Source organism: Paraburkholderia sp. A1RI_3L, assembly GCF_048957895.1.
In the GTDB taxonomy this organism is placed as follows: Bacteria; Pseudomonadota; Gammaproteobacteria; order Burkholderiales; family Burkholderiaceae; genus Paraburkholderia; species Paraburkholderia kururiensis.
Map to the genome: position 1 here is coordinate 401716 of NZ_JARCHA010000004.1, position 21083 is coordinate 422798.

At 66.5% G+C, this 21083-nt stretch carries 27 protein-coding genes; 13 read left to right on the forward strand and 14 right to left on the reverse strand.

Annotation, left to right across the window (positions count from 1 at the left end):
- Positions 1 to 54 precede the first annotated feature (54 nt).
- From PXJ20_RS14455 to PXJ20_RS14520, 14 genes are all read right to left on the reverse strand, one after another.
- Complete coding sequence (locus PXJ20_RS14455) at positions 55 to 531, reverse strand: hypothetical protein (RefSeq protein WP_126876015.1); 477 nt, start codon at positions 529 to 531, stop codon at positions 55 to 57.
- On the reverse strand, positions 528 to 854 hold the full coding sequence (locus tag PXJ20_RS14460; RefSeq protein WP_126876014.1) for a (2Fe-2S) ferredoxin domain-containing protein: 327 nt from the start codon (positions 852 to 854) through the stop codon (positions 528 to 530). The genes PXJ20_RS14455 and PXJ20_RS14460 overlap by 4 nt, the downstream gene beginning before the upstream one ends.
- Before the next feature lie 11 nt (positions 855 to 865).
- Entirely contained in the window at positions 866 to 1165 is a 300-nt protein-coding gene (locus PXJ20_RS14465; RefSeq protein WP_421031325.1) for a ferredoxin family protein, read from the reverse strand.
- On the reverse strand, positions 1162 to 2472 hold the full coding sequence (locus tag PXJ20_RS14470) for an FAD-dependent monooxygenase (protein WP_126876013.1): 1311 nt from the start codon (positions 2470 to 2472) through the stop codon (positions 1162 to 1164). Before PXJ20_RS14470 ends, PXJ20_RS14465 begins: the two co-directional genes overlap by 4 nt.
- 49 nt (positions 2473 to 2521) lie before the next feature.
- Positions 2522 to 3649: an electron transfer flavoprotein subunit alpha/FixB family protein gene (locus PXJ20_RS14475; RefSeq protein WP_421031324.1), complete on the reverse strand. Its 1128-nt coding sequence runs from the start codon at positions 3647 to 3649 to the stop codon at positions 2522 to 2524.
- Positions 3646 to 4494, reverse strand: a complete 849-nt coding sequence (locus PXJ20_RS14480) for an electron transfer flavoprotein subunit beta/FixA family protein (RefSeq protein ID WP_421031323.1) — start codon at positions 4492 to 4494, stop codon at positions 3646 to 3648. The genes PXJ20_RS14475 and PXJ20_RS14480 overlap by 4 nt, the downstream gene beginning before the upstream one ends.
- 15 nt (positions 4495 to 4509) lie before the next feature.
- The gene (gene nifW, locus PXJ20_RS14485; protein WP_017773440.1) at positions 4510 to 4848 is read right to left on the reverse strand and encodes a nitrogenase stabilizing/protective protein NifW; all 339 of its coding nucleotides are present in this window, start codon (positions 4846 to 4848) and stop codon (positions 4510 to 4512) included.
- Between the two features lie 34 nt (positions 4849 to 4882).
- Entirely contained in the window at positions 4883 to 6019 is a 1137-nt protein-coding gene (nifV, locus tag PXJ20_RS14490; protein ID WP_017773441.1) for a homocitrate synthase, read from the reverse strand.
- A gap of 207 nt (positions 6020 to 6226) precedes the next feature.
- The gene (locus PXJ20_RS14495) at positions 6227 to 6562 is read right to left on the reverse strand and encodes a 2Fe-2S iron-sulfur cluster-binding protein (RefSeq protein WP_017773442.1); all 336 of its coding nucleotides are present in this window, start codon (positions 6560 to 6562) and stop codon (positions 6227 to 6229) included.
- Positions 6563 to 6595: 33 nt separating this feature from the next.
- Positions 6596 to 8476, reverse strand: coding sequence for a Fe-S protein assembly chaperone HscA (gene hscA / locus PXJ20_RS14500; protein ID WP_421031322.1), 1881 nt, complete (start codon positions 8474 to 8476; stop codon positions 6596 to 6598).
- Between the two features lie 38 nt (positions 8477 to 8514).
- Complete coding sequence (gene iscA, locus PXJ20_RS14505; RefSeq protein ID WP_026121171.1) at positions 8515 to 8838, reverse strand: iron-sulfur cluster assembly protein IscA; 324 nt, start codon at positions 8836 to 8838, stop codon at positions 8515 to 8517.
- Positions 8839 to 8849: 11 nt separating this feature from the next.
- Positions 8850 to 9221 carry an iron-sulfur cluster insertion protein ErpA gene (gene erpA, locus PXJ20_RS14510; RefSeq protein ID WP_017773445.1) on the reverse strand — a complete coding sequence of 124 codons (372 nt, stop codon included), beginning with the start codon at positions 9219 to 9221 and terminating at the stop codon, positions 8850 to 8852.
- A 29-nt stretch (positions 9222 to 9250) separates the two neighbouring features.
- Entirely contained in the window at positions 9251 to 9694 is a 444-nt protein-coding gene (gene iscU / locus PXJ20_RS14515; protein WP_017773446.1) for a Fe-S cluster assembly scaffold IscU, read from the reverse strand.
- Positions 9695 to 9737: 43 nt separating this feature from the next.
- Positions 9738 to 10976, reverse strand: coding sequence for an IscS subfamily cysteine desulfurase (locus PXJ20_RS14520; RefSeq protein ID WP_421031321.1), 1239 nt, complete (start codon positions 10974 to 10976; stop codon positions 9738 to 9740).
- A 341-nt stretch (positions 10977 to 11317) separates the two neighbouring features.
- Here PXJ20_RS14520 and nifA point away from each other — a divergent pair, with 341 nt between their 5' ends.
- From nifA to PXJ20_RS14585, 13 genes are all read left to right on the forward strand, one after another.
- Positions 11318 to 13051 carry a nif-specific transcriptional activator NifA gene (gene nifA, locus PXJ20_RS14525; protein ID WP_421031320.1) on the forward strand — a complete coding sequence of 578 codons (1734 nt, stop codon included), beginning with the start codon at positions 11318 to 11320 and terminating at the stop codon, positions 13049 to 13051.
- A 226-nt stretch (positions 13052 to 13277) separates the two neighbouring features.
- Complete coding sequence (gene nifB, locus PXJ20_RS14530) at positions 13278 to 14879, forward strand: nitrogenase cofactor biosynthesis protein NifB (RefSeq protein ID WP_421031319.1); 1602 nt, start codon at positions 13278 to 13280, stop codon at positions 14877 to 14879.
- Between the two features lie 104 nt (positions 14880 to 14983).
- On the forward strand, positions 14984 to 15178 hold the full coding sequence (locus tag PXJ20_RS14535) for a 4Fe-4S binding protein (protein WP_017773450.1): 195 nt from the start codon (positions 14984 to 14986) through the stop codon (positions 15176 to 15178).
- 64 nt (positions 15179 to 15242) lie between these two features.
- Positions 15243 to 15647, forward strand: a complete 405-nt coding sequence (locus PXJ20_RS14540; RefSeq protein WP_017773451.1) for a HesB/IscA family protein — start codon at positions 15243 to 15245, stop codon at positions 15645 to 15647.
- 14 nt (positions 15648 to 15661) lie between these two features.
- Positions 15662 to 16264 carry a hypothetical protein gene (locus tag PXJ20_RS14545; RefSeq protein WP_421031318.1) on the forward strand — a complete coding sequence of 201 codons (603 nt, stop codon included), beginning with the start codon at positions 15662 to 15664 and terminating at the stop codon, positions 16262 to 16264.
- Entirely contained in the window at positions 16261 to 17115 is an 855-nt protein-coding gene (locus PXJ20_RS14550; protein ID WP_421031317.1) for a 4Fe4S-binding leucine-rich repeat protein, read from the forward strand. Before PXJ20_RS14545 ends, PXJ20_RS14550 begins: the two co-directional genes overlap by 4 nt.
- Positions 17108 to 17524, forward strand: coding sequence for a nitrogen fixation protein NifZ (locus tag PXJ20_RS14555; RefSeq protein WP_421031316.1), 417 nt, complete (start codon positions 17108 to 17110; stop codon positions 17522 to 17524). Before PXJ20_RS14550 ends, PXJ20_RS14555 begins: the two co-directional genes overlap by 8 nt.
- Positions 17521 to 17796, forward strand: coding sequence for a nitrogen fixation protein NifZ (locus PXJ20_RS14560; RefSeq protein ID WP_421031315.1), 276 nt, complete (start codon positions 17521 to 17523; stop codon positions 17794 to 17796). Before PXJ20_RS14555 ends, PXJ20_RS14560 begins: the two co-directional genes overlap by 4 nt.
- Positions 17793 to 18173: a hypothetical protein gene (locus PXJ20_RS14565; protein WP_421031314.1), complete on the forward strand. Its 381-nt coding sequence runs from the start codon at positions 17793 to 17795 to the stop codon at positions 18171 to 18173. Before PXJ20_RS14560 ends, PXJ20_RS14565 begins: the two co-directional genes overlap by 4 nt.
- A gap of 48 nt (positions 18174 to 18221) precedes the next feature.
- Positions 18222 to 19397 carry a cysteine desulfurase family protein gene (locus tag PXJ20_RS14570; RefSeq protein WP_421031313.1) on the forward strand — a complete coding sequence of 392 codons (1176 nt, stop codon included), beginning with the start codon at positions 18222 to 18224 and terminating at the stop codon, positions 19395 to 19397.
- Between the two features lie 28 nt (positions 19398 to 19425).
- A complete protein-coding gene (gene nifT / locus PXJ20_RS14575; RefSeq protein ID WP_026121175.1) occupies positions 19426 to 19644 on the forward strand; it encodes a putative nitrogen fixation protein NifT in 219 nt (72 codons plus the stop codon).
- Position 19645: 1 nt separating this feature from the next.
- On the forward strand, positions 19646 to 19927 hold the full coding sequence (locus PXJ20_RS14580; RefSeq protein ID WP_017773459.1) for a hypothetical protein: 282 nt from the start codon (positions 19646 to 19648) through the stop codon (positions 19925 to 19927).
- On the forward strand, positions 19914 to 21077 hold the full coding sequence (locus PXJ20_RS14585; RefSeq protein WP_421031312.1) for a DegT/DnrJ/EryC1/StrS family aminotransferase: 1164 nt from the start codon (positions 19914 to 19916) through the stop codon (positions 21075 to 21077). Before PXJ20_RS14580 ends, PXJ20_RS14585 begins: the two co-directional genes overlap by 14 nt.
- Positions 21078 to 21083 lie beyond the last annotated feature (6 nt).

The window sequence follows — 21083 nt, forward strand, 5'->3', positions numbered from 1 at the left end:
CGGCTCGCGGCGAGGCCGGTGTTTCGTGCGGTACTCCTTGCCCGAGCCGGACAATCACGACTGCGCTAGCAACGCTTCCACCACGCCGAACCCGATACGATCCGCCGGATCGAGCGCGCGCAGTTTCGTGACGAGGGCCAGCGCGGCGGCCCGCTCGCCGCGTCGTACGTTGATGAACGCCAGCGCCTTCAGCGTGAACAGCCAGAAGCGCGCAGGCCCGGGCGTCGAAAAATCGGCGTCGCCCGGCAGCACCGCGCGCCAGTCCGTGGCCAGATGCGCCTGCAACGCCGCAGCCGCGAGCGCCTTGCGCGCCACTTCGTGCGCCGGCTCCATTTCGCCGCGGCTCGCGTGAAACTTGTAGAGCAGGTAATACGGCGGCAGGCAGCGCGGAAACGTGAGCACGGCGGTCCACAGCGCGGCGCCGGCCTCGTCGGGCGGCGCGTTGCGTGCGGTGGCGATCAGGCGCTGCACGGGCGGCGGCACCTGGCCGCCGAATAGTTCGGATGACTCAACGCCCGTGAAGATGTTCACCACACCGCCTCGGGTGCGACAAGCCGCGCCACGGGCTCGCCGCCTTCCAGATGCGACGTGAAGATTTCGTCGACATCGGCGGGCGTCACGCCGCGGTACAGCACGGCTTCCGGATAGACCACCACGTTCGCACCCTGGTCGCATGGGCCGAGGCAACCGGAGTAGGTGATCGCCACCGTCTCGTAGGCGTTGCGCTTCTGCTGTTCGGCCCAGAACGCCTGAATCAGGGCAGCGGAGCCCTTGCCGGCGCCGCACGATCCGCGCGGATGCTGCGGCGGCCGGTTCTGCGTGCACACGAAGACATGCCGTTTCGGTTTGCTCATTGCCGTCGTCCTTAGCCGAACTTGAACAGAATGCCGTGCCCGCCGCGCGGGTACTCCCATTCCACGTTGTTGTGTTCCGTGCACAGGATGCGGCAGCTGCCGCATTCGAGGCACCCGTCCGTGATCAGCGTGACCGAGCCGTTGCCTTCGGCCTTGTAGCACGACGCGGGGCAGACGAAGGTGCAGCTCTTCGAGCCGCACTGGTTGGTGCAGACGTCTGCGTTCTTGATGCGGATATGAGGCCGCCCCGCGTCCACGCGGTAGCGGTTCTGGAACAGCTTTTCCTCGACGTTGACGGTTAAGGTGTTCACCGGAATGCCCTCCAGAGTTTGTATGCGTCCCCTACGAGCCCGGTCAGCGACCGGCTCTTGCGGAAGCTCGACATGACTTCGCGTTCCTTGCTCTTCTTGTCGACGCCGTCGACGGTGATCATCGTGCGCGCGGCACGCGCCACGAGATCGGGCCACGTCGTGAAGAACTGCGGGTTGTTGTGCAGCACGGCGGGCATGTCGCGGTACTTGCGCAGGTCTTTCATCACGAAGCTTTCGTCCAGCGCCGCCTTGTATGCCTTCAGCGAACCCGCGCGATAGCCGTTGCCCGCGGCCTTCGCCGCGATCACCGTTTCGGCGGCGAGCCGGCCCGTGGTCATCGCGAGATTCGAGCCTTCGCGATGCGCGGCGTTCACGAAGCCGCCCGAGTCGCCCACGATCATCCAGCCGTTGCCGTACACCTGCGGTACGGCATGAAAGCCGCCTTCGGGAATCAGATGCGCGCAATACTCTTTCATTTCGCCGCCCTCGATCAGCGGCGCAATGGAAGGGTGGCGCTTCATCTGTTCGAGCAGCACGTAAGGGCTCGTGCGGTTGGGGTTCTTCTTGAAGTCGCCCAGCATGCAGCCCACGCCGATGGTGAGCGACTCCTTGTTGGTGTAGAGAAAGCCCGTGCCCATCATGCCGTCGGTAATGCGGCCCACCATTTCGATGACCACGCCTTCTTCTTCGCCCACGTTGAAGCGCTGGCGAATGGTCTCCTCGGGCATGAACAGGATTTCCTTCACGGCGAGCGCCACGTTGCCGGCCTCTATCTCGCCATGAAAGCCGGCCTTGCGCGCCAGCGTGGAATTCACGCCGTCCGCGAGAATCACCACGTCGGCATACACGTCGCCCTGTTCGCGATCGCACTGCACGCCCACCACCTGGTCGCCGTCCATGATCAACTGATTGACCGTGGTTTCGCAGATCAGCAGCGCGCCGGCCTCGCGCACCTTCGACGAGAACCATTTGTCGAACTGGGCGCGAATGATCGTGTAGCGGTTGTACGGCGGCTTGTTGTAGTCGTCGCTGCGCATGTGGGTGCCGACGAACGAGGTGTCGTCGAGCATCCACATGCGCTGCTCGATGATGTGCCGTTCGAGCGGCGCATCGTCGCGAAAGTCGGGGATGATCTCCTCGAGCGCCTTCGCGTACAGAATCGCGCCCTGCACGTTCTTGCTGCCGGGATACTCGCCGCGCTCGATCTGCAGCACCTTGAGGCCGGCTTTCGCCATGACGTAGGCGGCGGCGTTGCCGGAAGGGCCGGCGCCCACGACGATCGCGTCGAATTGCGAGGGTTTTTTCATCGGCGTCTCCTTAGGACGTCAGCTCATGCAGTCTGCTCATGCGGCCTGCTCATGCAGCCTGCTTCCCGCGCAACGCGAGATGCTCTGCGAAAGCCTGCGTGAGCGCCGGCAGCACCTGCAATGCGTTGCCCACGATCCCGTAGTGCGCGAAGTCGAAGATGGGCGCGTTCGGGTCCGTATTGATGGCGACGATCACGTCCGAGCTTTCCATGCCCACGCGGTGCTGAATCGCGCCCGAAATGCCCGCCGCGATGTAGAGCCGAGGCCGCACCGTCTTGCCGGTCTGCCCGACCTGGCGGTCAGCCTCCACCCAGCCCGCCTGCACGCACGGCCGCGTTGCGCCCACTTCGCCGCCCAGCACGCGCGCCAGTTCGAACACGAGCCGGAAGTTGTCGGGCTGCTTGAGCCCCTTGCCCCCGCTCACGATCACGTCGGCATACGGCAGGTTGATCTTGTTGCTGTTCGCATCCGCAATGAAGTCGAGCAGCTTCGTCACGATCGCCGTCTCCACCATGCCCAGCGTTTCCTGCACGATCTCGCCTGTGCGTTCGGGCTGCGACGGCGGCATCGCCATCACGCGTGGGCGCACCGTGGCCATCTGCGGACGGTAGGCGAGCGTCATGATCGTGCAGAGCAGCGACCCGCCGAAGGTGGGCCGCGTGGCCGCGAGCGCACGCGACGTGGGGTCGATGTTGAGCGCCGTGCAGTCCGCTGTGAGGCCGGTGGCGAGCGTCGTGGCCACCGACCCCGCGAGGTCGCGGCCCATCGAGGTCGCGCCCAGCAGCAGAATTTCGGGCTGGTAGCGGTTCACGAGATCGGTGAGACCCTTCGTGAACGGCTCGTTGCGGTAGCCGAGCAACGCGGCGTCGTGCATCACGTAGGCCTTGTCCGCGCCATAGGCGAATGCCTCGGCGGCGAACTGTTCGAGCGGCTCGTTGGGGCCGCCCAGTATCGCGACGGACACGTTGCTGCCCAGCGTATCGGCCAGCTTGCGCGCCTCGCCCAGCAGTTCCCACGACACGCTGTGCACGTGGCCGCGGTCGTGTTCGAGGAACACCCAGACGCCCTTGTACGCCTTCAGATGCTCGGGCAGTTCGAGGTTGCGGCCCGCCGCTTTCTTCACGGGTGCGGCGGGTTTTCCGGCGGGGTTTCCAACACCAGCGGCTGGCGTATTCATGGCGCTTCCTTCGTGAGCAAGTCGGCCTCCAGCGTCGGATGGCGGGTGAAGATCTTCTGCAGCAGGTTCATGGAAACGTCGCGTAGGTTCGACACGTCGAGCACGAGCATCTCGGCCTTTTCGCTGCGCGGCGTGGGACCGAACACCTTGCTCACCACCGTGGGCGAACCCTTGAGCCCGATCTTGCTCACGTCTTCGATGCCAGCCTGCTCGCGGTTCCATTTGCGCACCGGAAAGCCGGCCGCGTGGATCATGGCGGGTAGCGTCGCGAAGCGCAGCTCGTTGGTGTTTTCGAGCATCGTCACGAGGCACGGCAGCGCGGTTTCCAGCACCTGCACGCCGCCTTCGGCGCGGCGCTCTACGCGAATGGTGCGGGCGTCCGGATTCATCTCGACGATGCGCGACACGTAGGTCAGCAATTGCAGGCCCAGACGTTTGGCGATGCCGGGGCCCACCTGCGCCGTGTCGCCGTCGATGGTCTGCTTGCCGGTGAACACCACGTCCACGGCCTGTTCTTTCGCGATCTGGCGGATGCCGGCCGCGAGCGCGTACGAGGTGGCGAGCGTGTCCGCGCCGGCGAAGGCGCGGTCGGTCACGAGTACCGCGTCGTCGGCGCCGTAGCTGATGCACTTGCGCAGCGCCTCTTCAGCCTGGGGCGGGCCCATGCAGAGCGCCGTGACCTTGCCGCCGAACTGGTCCTTCAGGCGCAGCGCTTCTTCCAGAGAAAACAGGTCGTACGGATTCACGATGGCAGGCACGCCCTGCCGCATGATGGTGTTGGTGACCGGATGGACGCGAATCTGCGCCGAATCCGGAACCTGCTTGATGCAGACGACGATGTGCATGACAGCTCTCCTCGCTCAGGCGGCGTCGCGCGCGGGCATCGACGCGCGCAGATTCTCGATCGAAACGTGCTGGCGGCCGTCCACGTCCTGAAAGACCTTGAACACCTTCTGCTCGGCGGGCGTGGAGACGACGAAGTCGCCATAGGCCTTCGCGAGCAGGCCGTGATAGGCCGTGTACATTGCGGCCTCGTCGCCCTGAGCTATCGCGTCCTGCTGCCGGATGTACTGGAAAAAACGTTTCAGGATGTGCAGCCGGCTCACGTCCACCACCTTCTGGTCGAACGGAATGCCGAAGAAGCACAGGAAGTCTTCGGCGGACGAGAGCGTTTTCAGTTGTTCGATGAAGCCTTGCATCGCAGTGACTCCTTCATGGCGTTCCATACGTCGCTCACGACACCTCTTCCAGCGTGCCGCGCGCTTCCACCAGAAACCGGTAGAGGTCGCTCGCGCTCGGCGCCTGCTTGTAGCGCACGGCGAAGTGGCGAATGCGCGTCAGCAGCAGCGGCACGAGCTGGTCGGCGATATTGAGCCCTAGCGCGTCGTACGCCTGACGCACGCTTTGTGATCCTGAATGTTTGCCGAGCACCACGGAGCGTTCGCGGCCCAGTTCGGCCGGATCGAAGCCTTCGTAGGTGGTGGGGTGCTTCGCGATGCCGTCTGCGTGTATGCCCGATTCGTGCGTGAATACGCCGCCGCCCACAATGCTCTTGTTGAACGACACGTTGCGGCCCGACGCCTGTTCGACGAGGCGCGAGATGCCGAGCAGCGACGTGGTGTCCACGCCCGTGTCGCGCCCCAGCAGGTGGCGCGTGCCCATCACCACTTCTTCCAGCGCCGCGTTGCCCGCGCGCTCTCCCAGACCGTTGACGGTCGTATTCGCATGCGTAGCTCCCGCGCGCAGCGCCGCGAGCGTGTTGGCCGTCGCCAGGCCCAGATCGTCGTGCGCATGAATTTCGATTTCGATATCGACGGCGGCGCGCAAGCGGGCAATCGCCTCATAGGTGGCGAACGGGTCCAGCACGCCGAGCGTGTCGGCAAAGCGCACGCGCTGCGCGCCGCACTGCTGCGCCCGCTGCGCGATGTCGGCAATGAAGGCCGGGTCTGCGCGCGACGCGTCTTCTAGACCGAGCGACACCTTCCGCCCGCTCTTCGCCGCTTCGGCAATCACGCGCGTGACCTGCGCAAGCGCCCAGCTGCGCGGTTGCCGCAGCTTGTGCTGAAGGTGGATGTCCGAAACGGGAATCGAAAGATGCACGATGTCGGGATTGCAGCGCAGCGCCGCGGCCAGATCGGCGTCGGTGAGGCGCCCCCAGACCATCATGCCGGCATCGAGGTTCAGGTCCACGATGGCCTTGATGCACGCAATCTCTTCTTCGCCCATCGCCGGAATGCCGATTTCGAGTTCGGGCACGCCCGCGCGCGAGAGCGCCGTGGCGATCGCGCACTTCTCGTCGACCGTGAACGCGACACCGGCAGTCTGCTCGCCATCGCGCAGCGTGGTGTCGTTGATGATCGGGTTGGACATCGGTGACCTCTCTGGTGGTTGCGACATGAATTGCAAGGGCTATGCCAGCGAGGGCAGCAACACGGAGAGGGCTTGCGGGAAGCGCTTTTCGCGCAATCTGTCGAGATCCGAACCCTTCGTGGCTGCGTTGTCCGTGTCGCGAATGTTCTGTTTCAGACAGCCAGGGAACGGAGTCGTACGTGTGACGCAGCGCGCGCTGAACGGCGCTCAGCGCTCGCGCGCGAGGTTGCGCGTGTGGCGCGGCAGTTCGACGACGAGATCCGCGTCGCGCAGCTTCACGCAGCAGGCCAGACGCGATTGCGCGTCGAGCCCCCAGGCGTGATCGAGCTGATCGCTTTCGTCGTCCTCGGGCGGCGCGAGCGATGCGCCTCCCTCGCGCACGTAGACGTGGCACGTGGCACACGCCGCGACCATTTCGCAGGCGTGTTCGAGCGCAATGCCCGACTGAACGAGGCTCTCGCACAGCGACGTGCCGCGTTTGACGTCGAGCGTTTGCCCTGCGGGGCATAGCTCGGGATGAGGGAGTACCTGGATGCGTGGCATGGTCGCGAGCCTCTTGATGCGCTAATGATGCAATCAGGCGAGGCTGTCGAGTGCGCGGCCCGTCAGCGCGGCGCGAATTGATGCGTTCATGCGGCGCGCGGCGAATTCCTCCGTGGCCTCGGAGAGCACGGCGGCAATCGCCTTGAGCGTATCGGGCGGCGCGCCGGTTTCCAGAGCGTCGGCCACGCGAAAGCCCGCTTGCCGGATGGCAGCGAGTTCTTCGTCGCCGAGCAGGTCGGCGTCGGTGGCAAGGGCGGCTTCGGTGGCGTCCAGCAAGCGCCGCGCGTCGATCTGCGCCTCGCGCAGCATGCGCAACTGCATGTCGTCGGTCGAGGTTTCGATGGCCTCTTTCAGCATGGCGGCCACCTGGGCGTCGCTCAAACCATACGACGGCTTTACTTCCACATGCGCCTCGGTGCCCGTGGTTTGCTCGCGTGCGGTTACGGCGAGCAAACCGTCCGCGTCGATCTGGAACGTCACACGAATGCGCGCCGCACCCGCGACTGCGGGCGGAATGCCGCGCAACTCGAAGCGCGCGAGCGAGCGGCAGTCCGCCACGCCTTCGCGTTCGCCTTGCACCACGTGAATCGACATGGCGGTTTGCCCGTCCTTGAACGTGGTGAATTCCTGGGCGCGTGCGAGCGGCAGCGTCGAGTTGCGCGGAATGATCTTTTCGACAAGCCCACCCATGGTTTCGATACCGAGCGACAGCGGGCACACGTCGAGCAGCAGCCAGCCGCCGTCGTTGCCATTGTCATTGCCGGCCAGCACGTCGGCCTGCTTCGCGGCGCCGAGCGCGACCACCTGATCGGGGTCGATGTCGGCAAGCGGCTCGCGGCCGAAGAACGCACGCACGGCGTCGCGGGCGAGCGGCATGCGCGTCGAGCCTCCCACCAGCACCACGCCCGCTAACTCGGTGCTCTGCAAGCGGGCGTCGCGCAGCGCGCGCCGCGTGGCGGCGAGCGTGCGTTCGATCAGCGGCGCGCCGAGCGCAGCGAACGTGGCGCGCGTGAGCGTGCGCCGCCAGACCGTGCCGTCGGCCATGTCCACCACCGCCTCGACCGTGTCCGTTTGCGAAAGCGCTTCTTTCGCGGCGCGCGCCGCGACTAGCACCGCCCGCTGATCGCGCGGCCCGAGCGACGCTACGCCGCCCACGCCATGCGCGTCGCAGAGCCACTGCGCGATGACGTAATCGAAGTCGTCTCCACCGAGCGCGGAGTCGCCGCCCGTGGCGAGCACTTCGAACACGCCCTTGGACAACCGCAGGATGGAGATGTCGAACGTGCCGCCGCCCAGGTCGTAGACGGCGAAGGTGCCTTCGGCCGCGCGGTCGAGTCCATACGCGACGGCCGCCGCCGTGGGTTCGTTCATCAGACGCAGCACCGTCAGACCGGCGAGTTTCGCGGCGTCTTTCGTGGCCTGGCGCTGCGCGTCGTCGAAGTACGCAGGCACGGTGATGACCACGCCTGTCAGTTCGCCGCCCAGCGACGCTTCGGCCTGCTCGCGCAACGCTCGCAGAATCTCAGCGGACACTTCGACAGGCGAGCGCTCGCCCGCCACGGTGGCCACGTTCACCATGCCGGGCCGGTCGACGAAGCGATAGGGCAGCGCGCCCGCATCGGGCAGGTCCGTGAGGCGCCGCCCCATGAAGCGCTTTACCGAAACGATTGTGTTGGCCGGATCGTCGGTGACGTGCGCCTGCGCTTCACGTCCCACTTCGATTTCGCCCGAAGGCAGATAGCGGACGATAGAAGGCATCAGCGGTGCACCGTCCACATCCGGCAACACGCGCGCCAGCGCGCTTTGCACCGTGGCGACGAGCGAGTTCGTCGTGCCGAGGTCGATGCCGGCCGCGAGCCGGTGCTGATGCGGGGCGGCCGCACGGCCGGGTTCGGCGATCTGCAGCAGGGCCATGGGCGGAGTCCTCGTCGGTTGGTTCGGATGGCGAAGCGTCAGACCGCGAAGCTTTCTCCGCATCCGCAGCTGGCTTTCGCGTTCGGGTTGTGGAACTTGAACCCTTCGTTCAGGCCTTCGCGGACGAAATCGAGTTCGGTGCCGTCGAGCATGGGCAGGCTGCGCGGGTCCACGACGATGGTCACGCCGTGCGCTTCGAAGCACTGGTCCTCGGCGTTCGGCGTGTCGACGAATTCGAGCGCGTAGGCGAAGCCCGAGCAGCCGCTCGTCTTCACGGCAAGGCGTAGCCCGACGCCGCTGCCGCGCTTTTGCAGCGACCGTTCGACGTGCCGCGCGGCGGCAGGCGTAAGCGAAATGGACATGGCAACCTCGCTCACGCGGAGAACGAACTGCCGCAGCCGCACGTGCTCTGCGCATTCGGGTTCTGGATCACGAAACGCGAGCCTTCGAGCCCGTCTTCGTAATCCACGCGCGCGCCGAGCAGATATTGCTGGCTCATGGCGTCGATCAGCAGCGTGACGCCGTCTGTGACCACCTGCATGTCGTCTTCGGCCACCTGGTCGTCGAACGAGAAGCCGTATTGAAAGCCGGAGCAGCCGCCGCCCGACACGTAGAGCCGCAGCTTCAGTTGCGGGTTGCCTTCTTCTTCGATCAGCGAGGCGACCTTCGCCGCGGCGCGCGCGGTGAAGTCGAGAAAGGCCGGCGCGGATTGCGGCGCGGCGGCCACAGGTTCAAGCATTTCCATGGTGCGAGTCCTCGTTCGAATGAGCGCGTTCACTGGGCGCCGGACGCGCAGGCCGGCTGTTCGGTCGTGAGGCTGTCACCTTCGTCCGCTTGTGTGTGCTGGCGCGAGCGGAAATCGGCGACGGCGGCCTTGATGGCGTCCTCGGCCAGGATCGAGCAGTGAATCTTCACGGGCGGCAGGGCGAGCGCCTCCGCGATCTGCGTATTGCGGATCGTCATGGCCTCGTCGAGCGTCTTGCCTTTCACCCATTCGGTGACGAGCGAACTCGACGCAATCGCGGAGCCGCAGCCGTAGGTCTTGAAGCGCGCGTCTTCGATCACGCCGTCGCGGTTCACGCGAATCTGCAGCCGCATCACGTCGCCGCAGGCAGGCGCGCCCACCATGCCGGTGCCCACCGCGCTGTCGTCTTTCGCGAACGAGCCGACGTTGCGCGGGTTTTCGTAGTGGTCCAGAACCTCGTTGCTGTAAGCCATCGCATGCTCCTCGTGGAGAACGGCGGAATGTGTGTTCAGTGCCTCAATGCGCTGCCCACTGGATAGAAGCCAGGTCCACGCCCGCGCGCGCCATGTCCCACAGCGGGCTCATTTCGCGCAGCCGCCCCACCACCTGGGTGACCTGGTCAATGGCGAAATCGATTTCTTCCGCCGTCGTGAAGCGGCCCAGGGAAAAGCGGATGGAGCTGTGCGCGAGTTCGTCTTCGCGCCCCATTGCGCGCAGCACGTAGCTGGGTTCGAGGCTCGCGGACGTGCAGGCGGACCCCGACGACACCGCGATGTCCTTGATGCCCATCAGCAGCGATTCGCCCTCCACGTAGCGGAAGCTCACGTTCAGGTAATGCGGCGCGCAGTGCGCGAGGTCGCCGTTGAGGCACACGGCGTCGATGGCCGAGAGACCCGCCCAGAGCCGGTCGCGCAGCGCACGGATGCGCTCGGTGTCGGCCTGCATGCTCTCGCGCGCGAGCCAGAACGCCTCGCCCATGCCCACGATCTGGTGCGTGGGCAGCGTGCCGGAACGCATGCCGCGCTCGTGGCCGCCGCCGTGCATCTGCGCTTCGAGGCGCACGCGCGGCTTGCGGCGCACATAGAGCGCGCCAATGCCTTTCGGGCCGTACATCTTGTGCGCGGAAAGCGACATCAGGTCCACGGGCAGCGTGTCGAGGTCGATGGGCACCTTGCCCGCGGCCTGCGCGGCGTCGACGTGGAACAGCACGCCGCGGCTGCGGCACATGGCGCCGAGCGCGCCAATGTCGTGCATGGCGCCCGTTTCGTTGTTGACGAACATGGCCGACGCCAGCACGGTGCCGGGCTTGAGCGCCGCTTCGAAGGCGGCCGGATCCACGCGACCGTCGGGCTGCACGGGCAGCACCGTCACCTCGAACCCTTCGCGTTCCAGTTCGCGCAGGGTGTCGAGCACGGCCTTGTGCTCGGTGGCGACCGTCACGAGGTGGTTGCCGCGCGAGCGGTAGAAGTGCGCGGCACCTTTCAGCGCGAGATTGTTCGACTCCGTCGCACCCGAGGTCCAGACGATCTCGCGCGGGTCGGCGTTCACGAGGCTCGCCACCTGCTCGCGCGCCAGTTCCACGGCTTCGTCGGCCGCCCAGCCGTAGGCGTGGGAGCGGCTCGCCGGGTTGCCGAACAACTGCGTCATATAGGGCAGCATGCGGCGCGCGACGCGCGGGTCCACGGGCGTGGTGGCCGCGTAGTCCAGATAGACAGGCTGGGCGCGGCGTTCAGGGTCACGGGCAAGGTCCGGCATGGCGAACTCCCTTTTTGCGTGTCGAGCGGATCAGGCGAATGGAGCGGATCAAGGCAGGCAGCCAAAATTTGCAACATCCATGCCACGGTTTTTTTTGACGGGTATTGTTATTTCCTCGGCACGCAATGTTTTTTTTGTACGGTGTAGAGGCGGAATCGCGGCTCAGGCGTGTTGTGTTTGTCGGCTCCCTGTCGTCTTCGTGTCGGCTTTGTCGCCCCGCTTCGTTGTGTGCCCGAATGCCGGTCCGGTCCCGGCTTGGGCTAAATCTTGCTTTGATGGCGGATCGTGCTGTTGTTGGGCCGTGGCGCCTCGACCGGGCCACAGCACGAGCGGAGGGATTCATGCAGAACCCAGGTGCAGGCGAGGCCCGTCGTGAACTTGACGCGGTCTATGAAGTCAGCAAGACGCTGGTGTCGTCGCTCGACGTGGCGCAGACGTTCCGCACGTCGCTGCAATACCTCCTGCACGCGCTGGAATGGCGGCGTGCGTTCGTCGTGGTCGCGGAACCCGGCGGCCAGTTGCGCGGGCTATGCAGTGCGGGACTCTCGAGCGACGAGCATCAGCGCATTCGTTTTCATCCGGGCGAAGGCATCGTGGGGCGCGTCTACAAGAGCGGCCTGCCCGCGGTGGTGCCGGACGTGCGCGACGAACCGGTGTTTCTCGACCGCACCGGCAGCGCGGACGTGCCCGGCGAATTCGGCGACGCGCGTATCGCGCTGCTCGCCACGCCTTTGCGCCAGGAGCATCACACGCTCGGCGTGCTTGCCGTGTTCTGCATGAACCCGGGCGGCACGCGCATGTTCGCGGGCGACCTGCACCTCATGAAGATCGTCTCCACGCTGATGGGCCAGGCGCTGCTGCTTCATCGCAGCGTGAGCGCCGCGCACGACCGCATGCAGGAAGAAGTGCGGCGCATGCAGAAGGCGATTCGACCGTTTCAGCCGCTCGATCAGGTGGTGGGCGTTTCGGAGCCGATGCGACGCATCTTCGAACAGGTTCACCAGGTCGCGCCTGCACGCACCACGGTGCTGCTGCGTGGCGAAAGCGGCACCGGCAAGGAAGTGATTGCGCGCGCCATTCACCGGCTCTCGCCGCGTGGCGAGCAGGCGTTCGTTTCAGTGAACTGCGCGGCGCTCACGGAATCGCTGCTCGAAAGCGAGCTGTTCGGCCACGAGAAAGGCGCCTTCACGGGCGCGCAGGGGCAGCGCAAGGGGCGCTTCGAACTGGCGCACGGCGGCACGCTGTTCCTCGACGAGATAGGCGACATCTCGCCGTCGTTCCAGGCGAAGCTGCTGCGCGTGCTGCAGGAACGCGAGTTTGAGCGCGTGGGCGGCTCCGCGCCCGTGAAGGTGGACGTGCGGCTCATTCTTGCCACCAACCGCAATCTGGAGCGCATGGTGAAAGAGGGCGAGTTTCGCGCCGACCTCTATTACCGCATCAACGTGGTGAGCATCCAGTTGCCGCCGCTGCGCGAGCGGCGCGAAGACATTCCCGAAATGGCGCAGTACTTTCTGGACCGCTTCAATCGCGACAACGGCCGCGAACTGCGTTTCAGCCCCGACGCCATGCGCGTGCTGACGAGCTGCTACTGGCCCGGCAACGTGCGCGAACTGGAGAACTGCGTAGAGCGCACGGCGACCATGACGCATAGCGACGTGATCGACCGCCTCGCGTTTCTCTGCCAGGAAGACCAGTGCCTCACGCGCGTGCTCCATCACATCGAACGCGAAGATGCGGTACGGCCGGCGCGTCTCGCGGACATTCCGATTCGCGAGATTCCCGGCACGCCCGCAAGCGACGCCGGCGCGGGCGCACGCGAACACGATTCGTCGTTTGCGCTGCCCGACGATTTCGGCGACGACGTCTCTACGGACCCGAACACGGGCGAGCCTTCGGGCGCCTGCCATCCCGCGGACACCGACGAAGGCAAACCCGAGGGCGAGCGCGAGCGGCTCATCTGGGCCATGGAGCGCTGCGGCTGGGTGCAGGCGAAGGCCGCACGTCTGCTCAGAATCACGCCGCGGCAGATCGGCTACGCGCTGCACAAGTACGGCATCGAAGTGCGACGCTTCTAGCACTGCGCCGAGCACGACGCATCGTTGTGAGCTTTGTCGCAACAGCGACAGAAACGCCGGGCCTTGTTGGGTCTGAGTGACGTAGAGGCCCGACAAACCCATCACAAAACACACGACAAAACGCACGCATGTAGGCCACATCCGCGATTTCGCGGGCCCTGCGTGAATGGCATGGATCTGGCTTTTATCTCCACGCGTAGCCACCCACGGTTGCGAGGAGATATCCATGCAAGATCGCGCGAATGCCAGCACGCTACCCGCTGCCGCCTATATCGGCATCGGGCAGATCAAGCCGCTCGGCTCGACCATCGATGTGCCCGCAGCCGGCGGCGGCTGCGGTTCGCAGGGCGGCGACGGCAAGGCGAGCTGCGGGTCGTCGGGCGGCCCCGACGACATGCCTGCCGAAATATGGGAGAAGGTGAAGAACCACCCCTGCTATTCCGAAGAAGCGCATCACCACTACGCACGCATGCACGTGGCCGTCGCGCCCGCGTGCAACATCCAGTGCAACTACTGCAACCGTAAATACGACTGCTCGAACGAGTCGCGGCCCGGCGTCGTCTCGCAGAAGCTCACGCCCGAACAGGCCGTGAAGAAGGTGGTCGCCGTAGCGAGCGAGATTCCGCAGATGACCGTGCTCGGCATTGCGGGCCCAGGCGATTCGCTTGCGAATCCGAAGAAAACCTTCGACACGTTCCGCATGCTCCAGGAGCAGGCGCCCGACATCAAGCTCTGCCTTTCCACGAACGGCCTCGCACTGCCGGACCTCGTGGACGAGATCTGCCAGTACAACATCGACCACGTCACCATCACCATCAACATGGTGGACCCGGCCGTGGGCGCGAAGATCTACCCGTGGATCTTCTGGGACCACCGGCGCGTAACCGGCTACGAAGCCGCGCAGATTCTGCACGAGCGGCAGATGAAGGGGCTCGAAATGCTCACCGCGCGCGGCGTGCTCACGAAGATCAATTCCGTGCTGATTCCGGGCATCAACGAAACGCATCTGATCGACGTGAACCGCGAGGTGAAAAAGCGCGGCGCGTTCCTGCACAACATCATGCCGCTCATTTCCGAAGCGGAGCACGGCACGCATTTCGGCCTCACGGGCCAGCGCGGGCCGACGGCACAGGAACTGAAGGCCGTGCAGGACGCCTGCATGGGCGGTGCGAACCTGATGCGCCATTGCCGCCAGTGCCGTGCGGACGCGGTGGGCCTGCTGGGCGAAGACCGCAGCGAGGAATTCACGCTCGACAAGATCGAGCAGATGGAAGTGGTCTACGACCTCGACCGTCGCCGCGAATACCAGAGCCGCGTGGAGGCGGAACGCGAGGCGCAGCATGCAGCGAAGCAGGAAGCGCTGGCCGCCGCGCAGGCCATCGACGTAGCCGACGACCTCAAGGTGCTGGTGGCGGTCGCGACGAAGGGCGGCGGACGCGTGAACGAGCACTTCGGCCACGTCACCGAATTCCAGATCTTCGAGGTGAGCGCGACCGAAGCGCTGTTCGTCGGCCATCGCCGCGTGGACCTGTACTGCCAGGGCGGCTATGGCGACGACGAACAACTGCCGTCTGTCGTGCGCGCCATTAACGACTGCCATGCGGTGCTGGTCGCGAAGATTGGCGCTTGCCCGCGCGATGAACTCGCGCAGGCGGGCATCGAACCCGTGGATCAGTACGTGGGCGAGTTCATCGAAAAAGCCGCGCTGGCCTGGTTCAACGGCTACCGCGAACGCATCGCGAGCGGCGCCATCGTGCACGAAGACCGCGGCGACGCGGCCATCCGGCAGGGCGCGTTCACGGGCTCGGCCGCAGGGGCGGCGGCGTAGCGGCATTTATTCATAAGCGCATAAGCGGACCACGCGAGCGGGCTGCATGACACGCGGCCCGTTCAGCATCAGTTACACGAATCACCATTCAAAGGAGTGTCCCCATGGCCCTGAAGATCATTGGCTCGACTTGCACCGGCTGCTCGGCATGCGAGCCGGAGTGCCCCAACGTCGCGATCAGCGAGAAAGGCGGCGTGTTCACGATCGACCCGAAGAAGTGCACGGAATGCGACGGCCATTTCGACAGCCCGCAGTGTGTCGCGGTGTGCCCCGTGGACGGCTGCATCGTTCAGGCGTGAGCGTCGGCACGCGCCGCGCCGTTGCCTGACCGTTCGACTGCCTTAACTGGAGATCCCCTGCACCATGCTGCCCCACGTTACCGTCACTCCCGCCGCGGAGAAATTCATGCGCCGCATCGTGCGCTTTTCGGGCTTGCCCGCAGGCGCAGGCTTTCGTCTGCTCGTGAGCCCGGGCGGCTGCTCCGGCTATCAGGCCGAGTTCAGCGCCGAGGCGGCGCTCAAGGAAGGCGAGCAGGCGCTGGAGGTGGGCGACCTGCTGCTCTTCCTGCCCGCCGAGAGCCGGCTGCTGCTGGACGGCGTGACGATCGACTTCGTCGATACGCCGACGCAGTCGGGCCTCACGTTCGTGAGCCGGAACCAGGCGCCGTGCGCGTGCAGCAGCACGGGCGCGAGCGAGCCGGGCGTGGCGCGCATCGACGTGGGCGCGATTGGGCGGGGTCGTCCGCCGTTGCCGCCGCAGGCTTCCTGAAGCAGGGCCGTGTCATGACGCAGCCGCTCACGTTCGAAGCAGCCGAAGGGCTGGGCGTTGACGACGCGATGGCGCGCTTCGCGCTGTCCGCGCTGGGTGGCGGGCTCGCGCCTGAAGCCGAACAGCTTGTGGCCGAAGCGAGCCGGCTGCGCGACCGTCCCGACGAGGCACTGGCGTGCCTCGAACGGGCTCGCGCGATGGCGCCCGATCACCCGGCGCCGCTCATTGCGCTGTATCGCTTCTACTTCTATGGGCATCGGCTGCCCGAGGCGCGCAACGTGGGCGAAGCGGCGCTTGCCGTGGCACGCGCGGCGCTCGGCACGCGCTTCGATGCAGTACCGCCGTCGCACGACGCCGTGCGCTACGACGCGGCGGTTCGCTTCTATCTGTTCACGTTGAAGGGGCTCGCGTATCTGCATATGCGGCTGGGCGAGCTTGAGGCAGCGCGGAGGTGCCTCGGCGAACTGCGGCGCCTCGATCCGGACGACCAGGTGGGCAGCGCGTTGCTGCTGCATGTGCTGACGCGCCACGAAGAAGCGGCAGACGCCGATGCGGATGCCGACGGCTTCGCGACACGGCACGCATACCCCGCACGCGGCTGGGCGGCACAACCATGAACACGCGCCGCGCCCCTTCCGCAGACATTCCGCCGCGTCACTGGCAGGGTGGACCGGTGAACTGCGCAGCGTGCCCGCATCAGGCATTGCGTGCGTTGCCCGACGAAGCAGGCTGCGAGCCGGGCCACGCCTGCATGCAGGACGCCTACGCGCGTCGCATCGACCGCTTCTTTCGTTGGCATCCCGAACTGGGCAACGCGCATCTCGATCACCCCTATTTCGAGGTGCGCGCCATCGCGGCGCGCCATGCCGACGTGTTCCGTCTGCCAGCACTGATCGATGACACCGACGAAACCGTGCGCCTGCAAATTGCGGTGCGTCTGCCGCAGGCGCAACTGGCGCGCATGGCGGGCGACCCGCACCGCGAGGTGCGCATTCGCGTCGCGCAGCGGCTCGCGCCCGAGGCGCTGGCCCATCTGCGCACGGACCCGGACTACGGGGTGCGCGAATGGGTCGCAAGGCGCCTGCCTTCCGCGCTGCTGCCGCTGATGGCCCGCGACGCCGACCGCGTGGTGAGAATGCGCGTGGCCGAACGTATCGACATGCCCGCGCTGCTGCGCATGGCCGACGACACGGAACCCGAAGTGCGCCGCATCGTCGCGGCGCGCCTGCCTGCCGCGCTCGTCACGCGTCTGTTCGACGACGAGGACTGGCGCGTGCGCTGGGAGGCCGCGCAGCGCGCGCAGCCGCAGGCCTTGACGCCGTTGCTGGCCGACCCGGACGACGAGGTGCGCGCCGTTGCGCGCCAACGCATCGACGCGCTGTGCGGCGATGCCCCGTGCGTCGCGGTGGCACGCAAGGACGAAGAGCGGTGCTACAGAGAAGCCCAGGTCGGAGCACACCATGGCTGACATCAACCGCGACGACGACGCCATCGAGATTGCCTTTCCGCCGCGCTTTGCCTTCGGCGAGCGCGTGATTGCCCGCACCGTGGTGCGCAACGACGGCACCTATACGGGCAAAGATATCGGCGACGTGCTCGTGAGCAAGGGCGATATCGGCTACGTCACGCGCATCGACACGTTCCTGCAGCAGTTCTACATCTACGCGGTGGACTTCGTGGAAAGCGGCCACCGCGTCGGCATGCGCGCAAAGGAGTTGTGCACGCTCGACAACCTGCCCGACGACGTGCTCGAACGGCTGGGCGAACGCGCGGCAGCGCTTGCGGCGCTGGGGCGCCGTGACGCGGGCCATGCCGAAGACGAGAACATGCATGCCGACGGCGAGGCGCATGACGAAGCGGAGGACTGCACGCGATGAACATCGTACCCATCGAGCCGGCCTACGCCTGGGGCATGCGCGTGGTCGCGCTGGACGACCTCCGCAACGACGGCAGCTACCCGGACCGCGCGCAGGACGAATGCCTCGTCACGGCGGGCACGCTGGGCGAGATCGTCAACGTAGGGCACGTGGTGGAGAACGGCGAGCCGGTGTACCTCGTCGAGTTCGGCAGGCACGTAGTGGGCTGCACGGAAGACGAGATCGCACCGGCGCCCGCAGGGCTGCAACCCGAAGACGAGGTGCGCTCATGATCGCGCGCACCGTGCGAGGCGGTGGTGGCTTGAAGGCGTCACGCCGCGTGTGGTCCGACAGCGGCCCCGTGGTGGACTTCACGCAACACCAGATCGAGCGCGCGTTGCGCAACCGCGTGCGGTACCGCTACGTGCGCCCCCGCGTGGCGCATGAGGCGGACGGGTATCGCATTGAAAGCCCGTGCTGTTCGCGCAACGTGGACCGCGACGGCGGCGTGATCGACATTGCCTGGCTTACGCGCGACGCGGACGGCATGTGGCATCTGCATGCACGCAATCACGCGCTGCACGAATGGGACGAGCAGTGCGCGAGCCTCGATCTCACCGCGCTGCTCGACATCCTCTGCGTGGACGCCGCGCGCGTGTTCTGGCCATGAAGCACGATCTTGAAGCTTGACGTTCCAGCGCGACCGACGGAGCCCACCATGATCTACCTCGACCACAACGCGACGACGCCGCCCACGCCGGGCGTCGTGCAGGCCGTGCTGGCCACGATGACGGACGTGTGGGGCAACGCGTCGTCGCAACATCGGCAGGGGCAGCAGGCGAAGCGCGCGCTTGGGGCGGCGCGGGCGCGCGTGGCGAGCGCGCTCGGTTGCAAGCCTGCGGAAGTGATCTTCACGAGCGGCGCGACAGAAGCGAACCACCTCGCGGTGCTGGGCTTTCACGCGGCGGCACAGGGCACGGGCCGTCGCCGCATCGTGTTCAGCGCCGTCGAACATGCGGGACACCTCGCGCTTGCGCGAGCGCTGATTGCGCAGGGTGTGCCGGTGGACTTCATCGGCGTGCATGCGGACGGCACGCTCGACCTGGACCACGCAGCGCGCCTGATCAGCCCCGACGTCGCGCTCGTTTCGCTGATGGCGGCGAACAACGAGACCGGCGTGCTGATGCCCGTGCAGGACGTGTACGCACTGGCGCGGGCTGCGGGTGCCCGCATGCACGTGGATGCGACGCAGTTCGTGGGCAAGGTGCCGTTCGATTTCGCCACGTTCGGCGCCGACGCCGTTTCGTTGTCGGCACACAAGATCGGCGGACCGAAAGGCATCGGTGCATTGCTGCTGCGCCAGGGCGTGACGTTGCTGCCGCAGATGCAGGGCAGCCAGGAGCGGCACCGTCGTGGCGGCACGGAGAATCTGCCGGCCATTGCGGGTTTCGCGGCGGCGCTCGATGCGCTGGGCGACGTCGAGGCAAAGGCCGCACGCGTGGCGCAACTGCGCGATGCGCTCGAACGCGGGCTGCAGGAAGCGATGCCCGGCGTGCACGTGTTTTCGGCTGCGGCGCCGCGCGTCGCTTCTACGAGTTATCTGCGCTTCGGCATGGTGTCCGCCGATGTCGTGTTGCAGCGCTTCGATCAGCTCGGCGTGTGTGCGTCGTCGGGTGCTGCGTGTTCGTCGGGGGGCAGCGAACCCTCGCACGTGCTGACTGCAATGGGCGTCTCACGCGACGAGGCGCTGGCTGCCGTGCGCCTGTCGCTCGGCGAAACAACGTCCGCGCGCGACATCGAATACCTGCTGGCGGCGTTGCCGCCGCTGCTTGCTCCGCTGCTTGATCCGGGCCTTGCGCCGTCGGTCCAGAGCGATGCCGCGCACGCCGCATGAATTCCCCTCGAACCCAGGAGCTTCCGTCGTGAAAGTCATGATCCGCAAGGACAGCAAGGGCACGCTGACCGCTTACGTGCCCAAGAAGGATCTCGAGGAGCCCATCGTTTCGATGGCGAGCCCGCAGATGTGGGGCGGCCTCGTCACGCTCGCGAACGGCTGGCGGCTCGAGCTGCCCGAGATGGCGGCCGACACCACGCTGCCCATTACCGTGGAAGCGCGGCGTTTGGCCGACGTAGAGGACTGACATGGCGCTCGACACGACCCAGGTGCAGGTGATTGCCGAAGTGCTGCGTACGGCGCCCACCCTGTTCGATGCAGCCGCGAGTTGGCGCGAGCGTTATCCCGGCGTGCGCACGCTGCGCATCGGCGCCGACGAGATGCGCGACGAAACGCCTGCGCTCGAATGCGGCGCGCGCCGCGCGTATTTCGCGAGGTCGGACGGCATGTGCGTGTCCGTCACGCGCGAGGCCGGCGAAGCCAACATGGTGATCTTTGCCGAAGACGGAGCCGCGCATGGAACTCGATGAAATTGCGCTCAGCGAGCCCATGTGCGGCCCGCGCGAGATCGAACTCGTCAACGCGGTGTTGCAGTCGTCGCGCTGGAGCGACGGCCCGCTGCTCGAATCGTTCGAGACGGCGTTTGCCGGCTGGTGTGGTCGCGCGCACGCCGTGGCCGTGGCGAGCGGCACGCTGGGCACGTGGATCGCGCTGCGCGCGCTCGGTCTGGGCGCAGGCGACGAGGTGATCTGCGCGTCGCACACCTGGCACCAGGTGGCGCAGGCCGTGACGCTCGCGGGCGCGACACCGGTCTTCGCCGATATCGACTACTGGAGCGGCTGCCTGAGTGCAGCGAAGGCGCAGCAGAAGATCGGCCCGCGCACGCGCGCCATTCTGGCCGGCAACACCAACGGGCATCCCGCGGCGTGGGGGCCGTTGCGCGAACTCGCCCAAACGCACGGCCTGACGCTGATCGAAGACAGCACCGAGGCTCTCGGCTCGCGCTACATGGGCCGCAACGTCGGAACGTTCGGCGATGTATCGGTGTTCGATTTCTCCTCGCCTTCGGCGCTGTGCACCGGCGAAGGCGGCATGCTCGTAACCGACGACGAGCGCCTCGCGCACGAACTGCGCTACCTGCGCCAGCGGCGTCTCGCGGACCGCGAGTCGGTCTCGGTGGGCGCGCGCGTGCCGTTGCAGGCCGGCATGAGCGAACTCACGGCCGCGCTCGGGCTCGCGCAACTGGCGGGGCTGGACGAACGGCTTGCGCGACGCAAGCAGGTGGAAGCCTGGTATCACGAAGCCATGCAGAGCTTCGAAGGCATCAAGCCGCCCTATCTCGCGGAAGACGTCGAGGAAGTGCACTGGATGCTTTACGTGGTGCACCTCGGCAAGCGCTTTACGCAGAGTGCGCGCACACAGATGATCGACGACATGAAAGCGTGCGGCGTGGAAACAGCGGCCTACAGCCACCCGCTGCACGAGCAGTTCCACTACATGAATTCGGGCGACGCGATTGGCCGCAAGCGCGGCACGCTGCCCGACACCGAACGCATCGGCGACCGCGCGCTTGCGCTGCCGCTGCACACGCAGCTCGACGCGGACCAGGTGCGCTACATCGTGAAGACGCTGAAGGACACTGCGACGAACGTGGGCGCGGGCGCCGCCATTTACCTCTGAGGGACC

What these genes read in the sequence shown, in the direction of transcription:
- nifW (WP_017773440.1), bottom strand. Translation starts at nt 4,848, where the DNA reads ATGCAAGGCTTCATCGAACAACTGAAAACGCTCTCGTCCGCCGAAGAC.
- PXJ20_RS14565 (WP_421031314.1), top strand. Translation starts at nt 17,793, where the DNA reads ATGATCGCGCGCACCGTGCGAGGCGGTGGTGGCTTGAAGGCGTCACGC.
- PXJ20_RS14495 (WP_017773442.1), bottom strand. Translation starts at nt 6,562, where the DNA reads ATGCCACGCATCCAGGTACTCCCTCATCCCGAGCTATGCCCCGCAGGG.
- PXJ20_RS14540 (WP_017773451.1), top strand. Translation starts at nt 15,243, where the DNA reads ATGCTGCCCCACGTTACCGTCACTCCCGCCGCGGAGAAATTCATGCGC.
- PXJ20_RS14585 (WP_421031312.1), top strand. Translation starts at nt 19,914, where the DNA reads ATGGAACTCGATGAAATTGCGCTCAGCGAGCCCATGTGCGGCCCGCGC.
- iscA (WP_026121171.1), bottom strand. Translation starts at nt 8,838, where the DNA reads ATGTCCATTTCGCTTACGCCTGCCGCCGCGCGGCACGTCGAACGGTCG.
- PXJ20_RS14460 (WP_126876014.1), bottom strand. Translation starts at nt 854, where the DNA reads ATGAGCAAACCGAAACGGCATGTCTTCGTGTGCACGCAGAACCGGCCG.
- PXJ20_RS14555 (WP_421031316.1), top strand. Translation starts at nt 17,108, where the DNA reads ATGGCTGACATCAACCGCGACGACGACGCCATCGAGATTGCCTTTCCG.
- PXJ20_RS14550 (WP_421031317.1), top strand. Translation starts at nt 16,261, where the DNA reads ATGAACACGCGCCGCGCCCCTTCCGCAGACATTCCGCCGCGTCACTGG.
- PXJ20_RS14545 (WP_421031318.1), top strand. Translation starts at nt 15,662, where the DNA reads ATGACGCAGCCGCTCACGTTCGAAGCAGCCGAAGGGCTGGGCGTTGAC.
- nifB (WP_421031319.1), top strand. Translation starts at nt 13,278, where the DNA reads ATGCAAGATCGCGCGAATGCCAGCACGCTACCCGCTGCCGCCTATATC.
- hscA (WP_421031322.1), bottom strand. Translation starts at nt 8,476, where the DNA reads ATGGCCCTGCTGCAGATCGCCGAACCCGGCCGTGCGGCCGCCCCGCAT.
- PXJ20_RS14570 (WP_421031313.1), top strand. Translation starts at nt 18,222, where the DNA reads ATGATCTACCTCGACCACAACGCGACGACGCCGCCCACGCCGGGCGTC.
- PXJ20_RS14480 (WP_421031323.1), bottom strand. Translation starts at nt 4,494, where the DNA reads ATGCACATCGTCGTCTGCATCAAGCAGGTTCCGGATTCGGCGCAGATT.
- nifV (WP_017773441.1), bottom strand. Translation starts at nt 6,019, where the DNA reads ATGTCCAACCCGATCATCAACGACACCACGCTGCGCGATGGCGAGCAG.
- PXJ20_RS14520 (WP_421031321.1), bottom strand. Translation starts at nt 10,976, where the DNA reads ATGCCGGACCTTGCCCGTGACCCTGAACGCCGCGCCCAGCCTGTCTAT.
- iscU (WP_017773446.1), bottom strand. Translation starts at nt 9,694, where the DNA reads ATGGCTTACAGCAACGAGGTTCTGGACCACTACGAAAACCCGCGCAAC.
- PXJ20_RS14580 (WP_017773459.1), top strand. Translation starts at nt 19,646, where the DNA reads ATGGCGCTCGACACGACCCAGGTGCAGGTGATTGCCGAAGTGCTGCGT.
- PXJ20_RS14535 (WP_017773450.1), top strand. Translation starts at nt 14,984, where the DNA reads ATGGCCCTGAAGATCATTGGCTCGACTTGCACCGGCTGCTCGGCATGC.
- PXJ20_RS14560 (WP_421031315.1), top strand. Translation starts at nt 17,521, where the DNA reads ATGAACATCGTACCCATCGAGCCGGCCTACGCCTGGGGCATGCGCGTG.
- erpA (WP_017773445.1), bottom strand. Translation starts at nt 9,221, where the DNA reads ATGGAAATGCTTGAACCTGTGGCCGCCGCGCCGCAATCCGCGCCGGCC.
- nifA (WP_421031320.1), top strand. Translation starts at nt 11,318, where the DNA reads ATGCAGAACCCAGGTGCAGGCGAGGCCCGTCGTGAACTTGACGCGGTC.
- PXJ20_RS14475 (WP_421031324.1), bottom strand. Translation starts at nt 3,649, where the DNA reads ATGAATACGCCAGCCGCTGGTGTTGGAAACCCCGCCGGAAAACCCGCC.
- PXJ20_RS14470 (WP_126876013.1), bottom strand. Translation starts at nt 2,472, where the DNA reads ATGAAAAAACCCTCGCAATTCGACGCGATCGTCGTGGGCGCCGGCCCT.